Origin of the sequence: Limnospira indica PCC 8005 (genome assembly GCF_000973065.1) — a bacterium.
In the GTDB taxonomy this organism is placed as follows: Bacteria; Cyanobacteriota; Cyanobacteriia; order Cyanobacteriales; family Microcoleaceae; genus Limnospira; species Limnospira fusiformis.
This window is the reverse complement of record NZ_FO818640.1, coordinates 174,406-187,021: the sequence shown is the minus strand read 5'-3', so window position 1 is coordinate 187,021 and position 12,616 is coordinate 174,406. Positions and strand designations below refer to the sequence as shown.

Annotated in this window: 12 protein-coding genes and 2 pseudogenes; 6 read left to right on the top strand and 8 right to left on the bottom strand. The window is 40.4% G+C overall.

Annotation, left to right across the window (positions count from 1 at the left end; genetic code table 11):
• Window positions 1-67: 67 nt before the first annotated feature.
• Both XZ46_RS00855 and XZ46_RS27835 read right to left on the bottom strand, forming a co-directional pair.
• A complete protein-coding gene (locus XZ46_RS00855; protein WP_150105310.1) occupies window positions 68-1,192 on the bottom strand; it encodes an RNA-guided endonuclease InsQ/TnpB family protein in 1,125 nt (374 codons plus the stop codon).
• A gap of 7 nt (window positions 1,193-1,199) precedes the next feature.
• Window positions 1,200-1,748: pseudogene (locus XZ46_RS27835) on the bottom strand (IS607 family transposase); the annotation flags it as partial.
• 72 nt (window positions 1,749-1,820) lie between these two features.
• Between XZ46_RS27835 and XZ46_RS00850 the strand changes: the two are divergent.
• The gene (locus tag XZ46_RS00850; protein WP_006622105.1) at window positions 1,821-2,486 is read left to right on the top strand and encodes an acyl-CoA dehydrogenase family protein; all 666 of its coding nucleotides are present in this window, start codon (window positions 1,821-1,823) and stop codon (window positions 2,484-2,486) included.
• A 279-nt stretch (window positions 2,487-2,765) separates the two neighbouring features.
• On the opposite strand, the gene XZ46_RS36175 is transcribed toward XZ46_RS00850, so the two are convergent.
• The 6 genes from XZ46_RS36175 to XZ46_RS00825 form a co-directional block, all read right to left on the bottom strand.
• On the bottom strand, window positions 2,766-2,972 hold the full coding sequence (locus tag XZ46_RS36175; protein ID WP_008051849.1) for a hypothetical protein: 207 nt from the start codon (window positions 2,970-2,972) through the stop codon (window positions 2,766-2,768).
• 670 nt (window positions 2,973-3,642) lie between these two features.
• The gene (locus XZ46_RS00840; RefSeq protein ID WP_048894879.1) at window positions 3,643-3,996 is read right to left on the bottom strand and encodes a hypothetical protein; all 354 of its coding nucleotides are present in this window, start codon (window positions 3,994-3,996) and stop codon (window positions 3,643-3,645) included.
• Window positions 3,996-4,160, bottom strand: a complete 165-nt coding sequence (locus tag XZ46_RS36170; protein ID WP_228116445.1) for a hypothetical protein — start codon at window positions 4,158-4,160, stop codon at window positions 3,996-3,998. Before XZ46_RS36170 ends, XZ46_RS00840 begins: the two co-directional genes overlap by 1 nt.
• Before the next feature lie 89 nt (window positions 4,161-4,249).
• Window positions 4,250-6,856, bottom strand: coding sequence for a tail fiber domain-containing protein (locus XZ46_RS00835; RefSeq protein WP_228116444.1), 2,607 nt, complete (start codon window positions 6,854-6,856; stop codon window positions 4,250-4,252).
• A 40-nt stretch (window positions 6,857-6,896) separates the two neighbouring features.
• The gene (locus XZ46_RS00830; protein WP_006668643.1) at window positions 6,897-7,247 is read right to left on the bottom strand and encodes a hypothetical protein; all 351 of its coding nucleotides are present in this window, start codon (window positions 7,245-7,247) and stop codon (window positions 6,897-6,899) included.
• A 36-nt stretch (window positions 7,248-7,283) separates the two neighbouring features.
• Window positions 7,284-8,078 (bottom strand): hypothetical protein, encoded by a 795-nt coding sequence (locus XZ46_RS00825; protein WP_048894878.1) that lies wholly within the window; start codon window positions 8,076-8,078, stop codon window positions 7,284-7,286.
• 74 nt (window positions 8,079-8,152) lie between these two features.
• Between XZ46_RS00825 and XZ46_RS36165 the strand changes: the two are divergent.
• The 5 genes and pseudogenes from XZ46_RS36165 (at window position 8,153) to XZ46_RS36160 (ending at window position 12,462) form a co-directional block, all read left to right on the top strand.
• Window positions 8,153-9,866, top strand: a pseudogene (locus XZ46_RS36165) (hypothetical protein).
• A 41-nt stretch (window positions 9,867-9,907) separates the two neighbouring features.
• Window positions 9,908-11,083, top strand: coding sequence for a hypothetical protein (locus tag XZ46_RS35770; RefSeq protein ID WP_228116443.1), 1,176 nt, complete (start codon window positions 9,908-9,910; stop codon window positions 11,081-11,083).
• A gap of 96 nt (window positions 11,084-11,179) precedes the next feature.
• Window positions 11,180-11,530, top strand: a complete 351-nt coding sequence (locus XZ46_RS00795) for a hypothetical protein (protein WP_228116336.1) — start codon at window positions 11,180-11,182, stop codon at window positions 11,528-11,530.
• Window positions 11,531-11,791: 261 nt separating this feature from the next.
• Window positions 11,792-12,037: a hypothetical protein gene (locus XZ46_RS00790; protein ID WP_006622122.1), complete on the top strand. Its 246-nt coding sequence runs from the start codon at window positions 11,792-11,794 to the stop codon at window positions 12,035-12,037.
• Between the two features lie 77 nt (window positions 12,038-12,114).
• On the top strand, window positions 12,115-12,462 hold the full coding sequence (locus tag XZ46_RS36160; protein WP_006668232.1) for a hypothetical protein: 348 nt from the start codon (window positions 12,115-12,117) through the stop codon (window positions 12,460-12,462).
• The last annotated feature ends 154 nt before the right edge of the window (window positions 12,463-12,616 follow it).

The window sequence follows — 12,616 nt, the reverse complement described above, 5'->3', positions numbered from 1 at the left end:
ATGGTAGATAATCAGTTCGGTGTGCTACATTTAACCTGTTCAAACCTGTACAAAAATTATGAAAGCTTTACACAGATTGAAAAAGTATCGCATTGTCTTGGAAGACAACGGCAGTAGCCTGCAAAGCACGAAGCATAATGTTTCGTGCGCCTACCCAATCACGGGGTGCTGTATAGCCGCAATTAGGACATTTAAAAACCTTACTTCCCCCTAGTTTCTCATGGATTTTACCACAATGGGGGCAGGTTTTAGAGGTATAACTTTCGTTACAACGAACCACTAAAACACCTTTTCTTTCTGCCTGTTGCATCAGATGTTTAGCAAATCTGTAGTGACTCCAAGTTAACAAGTTTTTCACTGACTTAGAGTTGAGCTTTCTACGAGATTTTAAAACCATTTGACTAGAATTAAAAGTAGGAAGAAAGATAAGTTTATAGTGATTAACCAAGAAATGAGCGACTTTCTTATGTAAATCATCCACTAGGTTACGAATCCGCTCCCGCATTCGATGAGAAGCTTTACGCATTTGATCTCGTTTTCGTTTAATTTTACATTGGCTAATCCGGCTCATTAAAAGGTCTAAATGGTAGCAAAGGCGATTGATTTTGCCAATATCATTAGTGGCAAAATCAGTAATGGATTCACCATCATAACCCACCAAAAAGGAGCGCACACCAGGGTCTAAAGCCATAACTCGCTTTTGCTCTGTTGTTTCCCGCTCTTGATACTCTGGAAAACAACCATACCATTTACCCCTTGCGTATTTTAGTTGTGTTCCATAAAGGCAATTCTTAGGTATAGCTTGAGGTGAAGTAAAGGTTAAACCTTTAGTTAAACGGGGATACCAAGCCCCATTTTTAAAGTTATTCACCTTGAATTTAATGATTTGAGATGGTGCTCTACAGGACTTGAATTTGACTTGACCACCGGCTGCATTAGCTTGTTTAAAAGCATCGAAAGCATCGGCTACTGCTTCCTGTAATTGATGTCCTGGTAAAGATTTCACCCATTCCGGTTTGTCACTATCTCTGACTAACTTTTGGCAGTCAAAACAGCTCCCTTTATAGCCATGTTTAAAAGTGGCAATGGTATAGTTATAAATCCACCGATAAGCAGCTAACCAACGTTTCCAAACAGCCTGTAATTCTTGACCAGGATACAATCTCACCTTCCTCAATCTGTTCGGAGTCATCTTGCTTGTCTGATGACGGGGTTTCTTTTTGAAGTTCTTTACGGGCTGGTTTTTCGTACTTTCGTAGTCCGTAAATCCGAGCAGAGAAACAGTGGAGGATGGACAAGATATCGCTAACGAGTTCTTGTTCTGGAGAGAGACTCTTTTTCCTGAGAACCACGAATTAACATCCACTTTCTGCACATAACCATTCAATGAGTGGAAATCCGAAACGGACAAGCCTATCGGCGTGAGCGATGACAAGTGTGCCGATATTTCCTTCGTATATTCGTTCCAATATAGCGAGGAATTTTCGCCGTTTAAAATTGAGTCCACTGCCAACTTCTGTAAGAATTTATGCTGTTGGGTATGCGCTGCGTAGAAATTCAGCCTGTCTAATGAGGTCATCCTTTTGGGAATGGGTGCTGACTCTTGTATAACAGACAATGGGCTTTTGTTTCTCGGCTTCTTCGATGATGTATCTGCGTTGGTTGCCAACGGTACGAACGGCTTTAATTGCGCCGAGTTTTTCCCATCTTCGCCAGGTGGCAACGCTGGGTGTAACATATTTTGGCACTTTAACTCCGGTTATTGTGGTGGTTGCTATTGTAACAGGTTTTTGGTTTGTGTGTAGGTTTGAGGAAGTTTTTTGTTACTAGCAAGCACGTCAGACCTGCTGGAAACCACCAACACCTATTTACAAACTGCCGTCGCCCCTGTGGCGGCTGAAATAGATCGCCAACCAGAAGCATTAAAGCCGGCTTGGCGGGGGTTAGGGAAACTAGGAGTTCTGACTTTACGGGTCGGACCCGCCCCAGTAACAGCAGAAACCTTCGCCCTATTCACGGAACAAATAGCCCGCTATTCTGGGGCTTTAGCATTTTTGCAGACCCAACATCAAAGCGCGGCGGGGATGCTATCCCTAAGTGATAATTCTACCCTCCGAGAGCAATATTTACCTGAGATGAAATACGGAACCGTTGGGGTAGGAATTGGTTTTTCTCATTTGAGACATTCTGGAAAGCGAATGGTGACAGCATTAGAGGTTGAGGGAGGGTTTCAGCTTAACGGAACAGTTCCCTGGGTGACAGGATCTGGCATTTTTGATCAGTTTATCCTGGCGGCGAGTTTACCAGATGGGCGGGCGGTGTTTGGGATGGTTCCTTTTCGGGATACTCAGGGAACTCAGGGGGAAATTAGCCTGGGTGTACATAGGTCTCTTTGTGCTATGACTGCGACTAATACGGTTACTGTGAGGCTGACTGATTGGTTTTTATCAGCTAACCTGGTGGTGTCTATCCGGTTAGGGTCATGAACCCTAAACCCCTACCCTAACTGCAATTACCGGAATTTACTTAACCCGATAGTCGTACCGTTACACTTAATATGCACTCCATTCAGTCTTAGCACACGGGACGATTAGTGCATATCCCTTAGCAACAAAACTTAATTATTGACGGGTTAATCAATAAGCACAACTTAATCAATCTGTCAAATACCCACACCTCCCCTCAACCAGACACCGATAGGTTAACTCCCTTGTGATACCCGTCAATGGCAAGCCTATCGGTTCGTACCTCACCATTGACTGCTATCACGTCGGTCGTTTCCCCAAAGAGTGTTTGTTCCGGTTGAGGGGAGGATATGTTTCAAAATCAACCACGATAGCCGTAGGTAGCCGTAGGGGGGAACCCGCTAGGGAATCAACGTACAAAGATATCAGACCGCCTTTCCGTGGACTAGACCTATAGGGGAAACTATGTGCGATCGCAAAATCTAAATCATCTCCTACCAGAACCAACCCGATACCCCTAAACAGCTTTTCAACTGGAGGTAATTACCGGGATGGGAATCGATACCCATTAAACAGATACCACTTTGGTAGCGTCAACAAAATGGTGGTGTCATAATCCTCAGCAAGTCTCCAATCTTTGATGGTAATCATCTCGTGCGGAAGCCGATACCAACATAATCAGTTCACCCCCAAAATCTTAGTCGTAGGTTGTAGGTAAAGCTATCTGTTAGGGGTAACTTAGTTCTGGGTATTATCTGGACATGATAGGGTGAGCATTCATATAAACCGTTCTCAGGCCTGAGAACACAGGCCTGTGTTGGGAAAATACATAGACACCCCCTACAGTCAGAAACCATAGGGGGTCATTAAGTTATTGGGGTTATCTGTTAGCTGTTAGGCTGTTAGGGCTTACGCTAACCATCATCATCAATATCATCTCTGTTGATTGGGAGATGGGGTGATTGCTTTTTGCCCCCTAACTGTTGTTTACAGGCTATTTGTTCTAACGATTTTTGTAAAAACTCAAATAATATACCTAACTTATGATTATTTAAATCTAGTTTTGATTCGATAATTTTATTCTCCTTGACTATCGCATACGTTGAACACAAGACCACAATTATTATCAAAGCTAATTCAATAATTATGAATCTTTGACAGATTGATACTGTATTCATTACATTAATCTCCAAAAATAAAGGGTAAACCATTTAATCCGTTCTAACGGGTCAAATACCGCATAAAAGCTGCTATATGGTGGTGATTCAATTATTTGATATTCATTAAGCCAGACAATCTCACGTTTAACCATCATATTCTGTTTGACATCATTGTATGCGTAAAATTTTAACCAACCCGCCATTTTCCAATAAGTGGAAACCTGGTCAGCATCAAATAATATCCTAACAAATTTACTGCCTGATATATCTGGCAATCGCTTACTCCCGTGTGGGGTATCATCTTCTTGGATAAAATATTGATTGTAAGCTAAAAACCAATTAGTTTCAGATATATCATATTTGTTAGACATTATCTCACCTGCTTGATTACATTATCGTTATCCGTGTCACACCATAAATCACCTACACTTAAACCGATAGGGCTTGTCGGTAAATTACTGATATTACCATTTGTAGATGCTGTGGGTTTACCTAGTGCGTCTAATTTTTGAGATAATTCTTGAATCCCTGCCACTAATAAAGGAACTAATTTTTCATAAAGAATCGTCAGATAATCTATTTTTTTGTCGTCAACTTCAGGGCTATCTGTGTGGTCATTTTTAACTACTTCAACCGCTTCTGGGTAGTGCTCTTGACTTCTTGTGCGATTAAACCTATTTTGGCTTCTTTGTCACAAAAGCCATGCAACTCTGCTAATTTATTGTATTTGAATTTAATTACATTCAATTTTTTGATTAAATCTAAGCTATTAACATTCTCATTTAAAACAGTTTTAAACCTGATATCTGAAGACCCTTTGACATAATCCCCGCTGTCATTAATGTACGCAATATTTGTGCCACCTAGTCGAAATCTAGTATGTATGTTTGAAGAACCTAGACCATAGTCTTTTATGAAATATATTTGATTGTTATATACTTGCATTGAATATCTATTGGGAGAAGCACCTCTCCAAACACTACTTTCAAGAAAATTAATACCATGATATATAAATACTCTAGGATTAGGCTCTGCTTCAAGTAGCATAGAATAATTTCCCTGATAAGAAAACGCCCAGCTATTTCCTCCAACTCTACTATTTAGTACTAAACTTGCCGAACCAGCACTAGACCCTATCCGGCGTATGTCAAACCCCCTCCAAACATTAAAATCAATAAGCATATTTCCATCGGGGAAACTTTCATTAGTCGTAAAAGTTACTGGATTATTTGTTATGTTAAATGTTTTAATTCCGGTTATTGTTTGATTTCCAGAGGTTCTTAAGACAGTTGAATCTACATCAAAAGTTCTATTAGCTGCTAATGTTCCACCACCACTTAAACCATCTCCTGCGGTTAATGCAATGTTTGAATGAGTATGAGTTGTAGGTGTTCTAGCATTAGATAATCTACTATCATTACCTTGACAAGCTGTTCCCGCTGTAGTCCCATACGCTACAGCCCATGTAGTAGCAGCACTACCATTAAAATTATTTCCAGTTAATCCTGTACCATTTGTTAATGTATTTGGAGTATTTGCAGTTATCGTTATATTAGCGCTTCCATTAAATGAAGTTCCATTAATAGTTCTAGCTGTTTGAAGTGTAGTTGAAGTTGAAGCGTTACCCACTAAATTACCAGTTATACCAGCGCTACTAAATAAAGCTCGTTGTACACCACCAGTTGTGATTGCTAACTGGTCAGCAACAGGTCGATAAATACCTGTATCTAAATCGCCAGTCCAACTAAAGCTAGGTAAATTAACAGTATCTGAAGCATTACCTAAAAATTTAGCAAAGTCTACTGTACCTGACCCAGTTAAATTAGTCATACCACTATAGCTACCAGATATACTGGCATTTGGTACAGTACCAGATAGATTAGCTGCATTTAAACTGGTAACAGGAATAGTAATATTAGCACTGCCATTAAAACTGGTTGCTGTACCTGTAGCCGCACCAGATAATGCAATTGTTCTAGCTGTAGTTAATGTAGCTGAACTTGATACACTTTTAACTGAGTCAGCAGTATTATCTACGTTACCTAGACCAACATCTCCCTTAATTAAAGTTACAGCGCCTGTCTTACCAGCAACTGAAGTGACTGGAGCAGTAGGCAATGTTGTCCAATTCAAACTACCAGCAGTTGCACCCGCAGTTAGTACTTTACCGTTGTTTGTGGTACCAGTGGCAGGTACGTGTAAATTACCATCTGTAGTTGGGTGAACGTAATTATTTGCGCTTGCAGCAATTCCATTTAACTTAGTCTTGTCTCCCAAAGACATTAAACCAGCGGTGGAAGTTGTAGCAACAGGTATAGTTACGTCAGTACCAGTAGAACTTGTAATTGTTCGAGTGTCACCTGTACCAGAAATAGAAAGGTTAGTGGATTGATGAGGCGCAGAGTTAATAATGGTTGTACCTGATAACGATATACCTGTACCTGCGCTATATGTTGTATTCGGGGGAGTCCCCAGATTAGCGGTGATACCATTAGCGGTTTGGGTGATACTGGTTACAAATGTACCGCTACCAGAGGTAGCTACTGGTAAACTGAAAGTAGTACCACTAAGAGTTAAACCACTACCCGCTGAGTATGTGGTATCCCCTATCAACGCAGCAGCAGGGAGTCTAGCAACATCGATAATACCAGATGTAATATTAGAAGCATCATGATTATGCGGTGTTGGGGGGAACGTAGTTGGTGAGCCTGTCACCTCATTCCACGTAGGCCACCTAGTGGCAGTCGCTGGGATAGATGTTATCTCACTCCAAGCATGGTTGTGAGCACTAGGAGTAAACGTAGTAGGTTTAGAAGTCACTTCAGCCCAAGACGGCCAGCGTGAAGCGGTAGCTGGAACACCTGACGTAATGTCAGCCCAAGCATGAGTATGCGCTGAAGGCGTGAACGTTGTCGGTTTGCTTGTAACTTCAGACCACGTAGGCCAACGGGTTGCCGTAGCTGGTTTATCCGCCACGTTTGCCCAGTCACTTGCAAAGATAGTCGGTTTGTTCGTTATTTCAGTCCAGCTATGGGAATGAGTAGATGGGGGGAAAGCGCTAGGTTTATTAGTAATATTATTCCAGGATAAATCAGTTAATTTGAATAAATTAGTATTTGAGTCAATAACTGCCTGTACCCTTTCATTGGTTAAATACAGATTGACTTCACCTTCTGGCAAGTCATCGGTTGACTGCCCAAATCTACTAGAGTAAATCTTAAAATTAGTCATAATAAAGATTCCTCAAAAAGGGGGATAATCCCCCAACTATTTAATCAACAGTTACAAACTCAACTACAGTTACCGAAATATCTGCAACAGACTCGGCAATAGCTTGTAGTTTACTAGCGCCAATAGTGAGCATAACAGTATCACCCGGCTTCACAGAAAATGCGGCATTAGCTACGGTATTTTTTGTGGGGTCTAAGATTAAATGAACGGGTACATTAGACCGATTTTTGATAAATACATTACGCCCGTTTGTGTTAGCTTTTACTGCCACTAATTCGGCAACTGTATTAGCCGTTAAACTAATAGCGGTTGTAACGGGAGTACCCGGTATCTTAGCAGTAATATTGAGAGTGTCTAAATTTAGAGCGCTACTATAAACCGAAAAACTCATAATCACCTACCTCCTAAATAATTCCATTGTAGCCGGTTAGTAAGTGATTGTCTGCTCTAACCCGACAATCTGCGAAACACTATCCTCTGTTATCCCGTAGATACTAGCAGTAGATTTTAACTCGTCATCCCATGCAGTGTTAGGCGGTAGCCATAAACATTGACCTGGTATGCAATTGCTGATGTGTCCATGACTAAACCAAACCCCAACGCTACCCGTGTTCTGTAGGTGTAAGCGATATCTGTGAGTATTAGCAGCACGAATTAGGGTGGGTGTGTTACCTACGGAAATCCCAAAATTTTCGGGTTGGGTCAGTGATGGGGTTTTTGGCAATGTGTCTAGTTGGTATTCTGCCATACCAAAAATATTAATTGAATCATTGTTGTGTAATTGAGTCAGACACCTAGCTTTTAATACAGAATGTGAATCTATGGCTAACCCTTCTGTTTGATTGGTAATCAATTCGATTAATAAATTTTCGGTATGAATTCCCCCGTAATAAGGGAGTTTTATAACACCTAGATTTAACCCGCTTTCTGTGGCTAGGTTCCAATAAAATATCTGTAAGTCTATAGAACCTTGTAACACATCTTGTTTCTTTTCCCATCTTTGGTAATAACTATCTTCTGGGTAAATTTTAGGTATTTGTGATTGATTGATACTAGGGATATAACACCTAGCGTTCAAACTAGAAACATAGGCATAAGCAGTAATATCATAACGAAATCTATCAGTTATCAAGCCTTCTAAGATTGCGCCATTAAATAACTCTACAGCGTTATTCCAGTTACTAGCATTAATTTCCGTAGCAATATTTTTAATTCCTCTCATGAATAGTCCTCAATTATCTTGTAATATTATATAATATTTCTAAGTTATTAATTAGTCTCATGTAGTTACTCGGTATGGTGAAAGATAGTATCAGGTCAAGTACGTCTAAAAATGTTGGTAGGTCTGGCGGCGTAAGTTCAGGTTTAGCGGGAGATTTAGGCGACCAGACATCTTCAGCAATGGACTTTGGTAGGGGTTTGCCGTATGCAAGAGAAAGAGATAGAGCGGGTATTCCAGGATTGGTAAATCCTTGGGACCCAATTACTAGGCTACCGCGTGGAATTAATCCAGAAGACCATGGCAGGTGGAAACGAGAGGATGACGAACAGCGAATAGATGAGGAATATCGGCGGCGTGATGTCAAAAAAGAGGCAACCGTTAAGGAACCGCCAAATAGAGATGAACCAAAGGGAGGCAAAAAACCTAAGGGAGGTAGTAGTGGTGGAGGCGGTAGTGGTCGCAGCTTTGGGGGTCCTAATTCAGGCGATAAAATAGATGATGATAAAGGAAGGCGACCAGGCGATAGTTCAGATGATGAGTCGGATGATGATTCAGGCAATGGAAATGGCGGAAATGGTTGTACCATAAAAGCTGGTGAAAAGTACAGCGTTGAAGAGTTCGACAGACAAATGGGAAGTGGGGGGTGCTGTAATCCTCCACCAAGTGGATCTAGAATCACTTTTTTCAGTCACATGGATTGGAGATGGGGGGAAACTCCTCAGCCAACAGGAAGTGAGAGGTTTTTTTATAGGCAAGGACGGTGGGAGTCTGAGTGGGCATACGGCGACCCTGATTTAATGTTTGGAAGTGTAGGTGCATTTTGTGCGTGGTGGATGGAATGCACAGAAATTGATTATGTAATTCCCAATTTTTCTGCGGACACGAAAGATATCCCGCAATGCACCGGAGGGGGAGAATCTGAAAATATACAAACGATAACAATACCAGAAACGATAACAATACCAGACATGAACGAAGAATGTTGCGGAATGATTAGAAGGATTTATGAGTTTTTAGACCCTGAATCTTTCCCGGCTGAAATGCCAGAAAAAATAACCAGTTAATGCCGAGAATCCAGAAAATGGAATTAAACGAATAAACACATTACCAGAATGGCTGATGTACAGGTTTGACATCGATGACGAAAGATGGGGTGAATTTGAAGTTAAAGTAGAGATTGATGATGTCAATCTCATGACCAAAGCCGAAGAAAAAGCCGAAATCAAGTTACCTAATCTAGCCGAAGCTATCGCCGAAATATTTGGGATGGTGATGGAAATTGCTATTAGTCACCAAGTTACCCAAAATGCTGTTTTAACAGCATTACACGAAGCAGGTTTAGCTCACGCGGCGGCGTTTAAAGCAGGTAGGGAAGTGTCGGAGATAATCGACTATTTGGGCTTTGCTACCGAGGAAAAATATGAAACAATTAAAACAGCATTTACCCCGGAGGCTGATAATTTTGAGGAGCTACTGGAACCTAACGAGAGTAAAGTTAAGATTACAAATCAAAAGGACGCTAAGGAAACATTACAAACAACATTAAATCAAATCAAAGAAATATTTGCTATTGTACGCGCTCAAGGCACTTTACAGGTGAACAGTAATGACCCTGCAAAGGACATATTAGCTGACTTAACGCGGTTATATGATTCAATGAAAAAACAAGATGATATCAGGGAACAGGAAACAAATAAAGTACAGGAATTGTTGAAAAAAGACTTTCCTGATATCAAGATAGAAACCGAATTGATTGATGGCGATAACCCACTAAGAGGGACTTTGTAATGGTTGCCAGAAGTGCAAGAATGCTAAGGAGTACTCGTAGCTTGTCTAGTCGTCAAACCCGTAGCAGTATAGGTAGAAATGGCGTTAGACAAGTTAATTTAGCCCAAAGAACATCTACCCAAGAAGTAGGTTGGTTTGGCAAATTATGGGCTAAAGTTACTGGTAAAGTTGTTGAATGGGGCAAAAGTTTTGGAGGTTGGCTGTGGGAAGGAATTACTAAGTTTTTATCTAACTTTAGCTTTGAGAAAGTAGCGAGATTTATTACCTCTAATTGGGATTCTTTCTGGAATTTTAATTGGAATATTAGCGATAGCGATATTGATAAAAACATCCAAAATATTGCCGGACAATTTATAACCACCACGGCTGGGTTCTTAGGTAATATGGCTGGGAAATTAGTATGCGGTGTTTTACCAGTAGCAGGTCTCGCTTTTATCAATAAAGCGGCTGCTATGCACGTAGCATTAAGCAAGGGACCTGAAATGCTTATGGAGGTATCTACAGCATTCGGCTCATACGTTAAACAGTCATTTAATATGGCTATGAAAGCAATAGCATGGACGTTATTTAAACACGGTAGACGGGTTGTTAAAATGTTTTTAACAAAAAGCCCAACAACACTAGCAAGGTCTATTACTGGAATGATTCCCGGTGGTCAATCAACAATCGAAAAATGGGGTGATGAGAAAGGTGAAGAATGGAGTTTTGGGAAACAAAGAAGGGAAGCTAGAGAGAAATTACCAGAAAAATATGATGGTAATATAAACACTATTTGGAACCAAGACAGTTCCGAGGAGTTCTGGGATGAGTTTAGCGATAACTGTAAAGAGGCTATTGTGTTAGTCGCTCAAGGTTTGGATGAGTATATTGCACTACAAAGAATAGAACAAAATAGACAACAACAATTAGTTAACGCTGTGGTAGAGACTGGTGGAGAAAGATTCAGACTTGTGTCATCTTTGAGAAATTTACAGGAAAATGTTGCGAGTACATTAGCTCAAACTGAAATACTAGGGAATAGGGATATAGGTCAATTTGTAGGGTCAGGTGATTTTCAGGAAATCAGTACATCAGCTAATCTTAAAATACAGTTAACCTTTGTTTTGTACAACTACGAAAAACCACCGTACTGGACTAAAGATAGGCGGTCAACACTGCCAAAAACTCAAATAGAGTTACCGTCGGTTAGTAGGGATAAAATTACATGGGATAGGTGACAAAGGATATTTACTCAACCCAGTAAATCAGCCTTTACTAAAGGGAATATTAAGGTTACTTGTACTATGAGTAATGGCAGAAGATTTGCGTTTTTTATGAATGAATCTAGTCAAAATGAGGCAGAAAATATCTGTAAACAATTAGTTGATTTAACTGACGCTAAAATCGTGTATCCTATTACCTTCGAGGAAAGAAAAGGTTTTGGCGGTAGGGAAAATGCGAAAAGAATTAAAGAGAGCAAAATGTATATCAGTGAAGTGAAAATACTTAACTGGGAATTAATTGATAAATTTGAACAAGCTAAAATCGACTTAGGTGAAGGTAGTGTCTTGGCGATGTATCAGGACCCTAGAAAAACCAAAGTCAAAATTCCTCTACATTTCCAGAGAAAACCTAGTTGGGTTGATAATGTCATACGGAAAGCTACGAGGACATCGTTAGAGTGAAAAACTGGAAATCAACCCCCAACTACAACCTAATCATTGAGTCATATCAGTCACTAACTATCATCCACGATGAAAGAGATTACCAACATACTTAGACATGGTTAAACTGGTAGTTAGCGTAATGTTGGTATTGGTAGCGTACCGTCGCGTTTAACTCAAAAGCTGCTACATATATGTAGCTTCTGTTGAAAGAACCATAGCAGCCACAATCAGCAAATACACTGCTATAGTCTAGGTATTGAATAAAATCAAGGTGAGATTATGGCTACTAAGAAAACGCTAGGCGCTGCGACACTGGAAAACCAATTACTTGAAATTATTGAGCCAACCCAACGAATGCAATCTACTGCAAGTAATAATCCTGATGGTGCAACCGTAGTCACTGCTTATACCCGAAATATGGCTACAGGTCTCGTAACTGTTTCATTGTCAATTCCAACAGACGATGTTTTAGACCCTACTGACGGCAGTATTGATGTAATAGCTACAGAGCTATTTGTTGATTAATGGATATCGGGTAGGCGCTAATATCATCGTTTTACCTACCCTGATTTAGACAATTTAGAAAAAAGGAAACTGATATCATGCCTTTAGCTGACGCATGGAACAAATACAAAGATGATTGGATAGCAAACTTAGCAACAGCCAAGGGTCCACACCTAGGCAGAAGTTTAGTAGTTGAAGTTCCAGTGGATGCAACTTCAAAAATAGGCGTACCTATGCCTATGCTTTTACTCCACATTTTAAGTGGAAGTTCAGTAACTAATGAGCCAGCCAATGTTAGGGAATTAACCATTTGGAGACCACCTGTTAGCAATACTTCCACGCCTAATGCTAACAGACGTAATATCCTAAGAGGAACTCGAGTAAGAGCATACAAGAAGTCTGAATACACCCGCTTCTTTGTTGAGGCTCCGGTTAATCCTGGCTAGTGGCGTAAATACACCCAAACACGGGTAGGCGAAAAAATACTGAGATTTATCAGTATTAAAGCACCTCCTATCGTTTCTGTTAGTGGCTTGTTATATGTATTTGCTCACTATTTTACTATCAAGCCAGCATCATTAAGAACCTATAACAGTATGT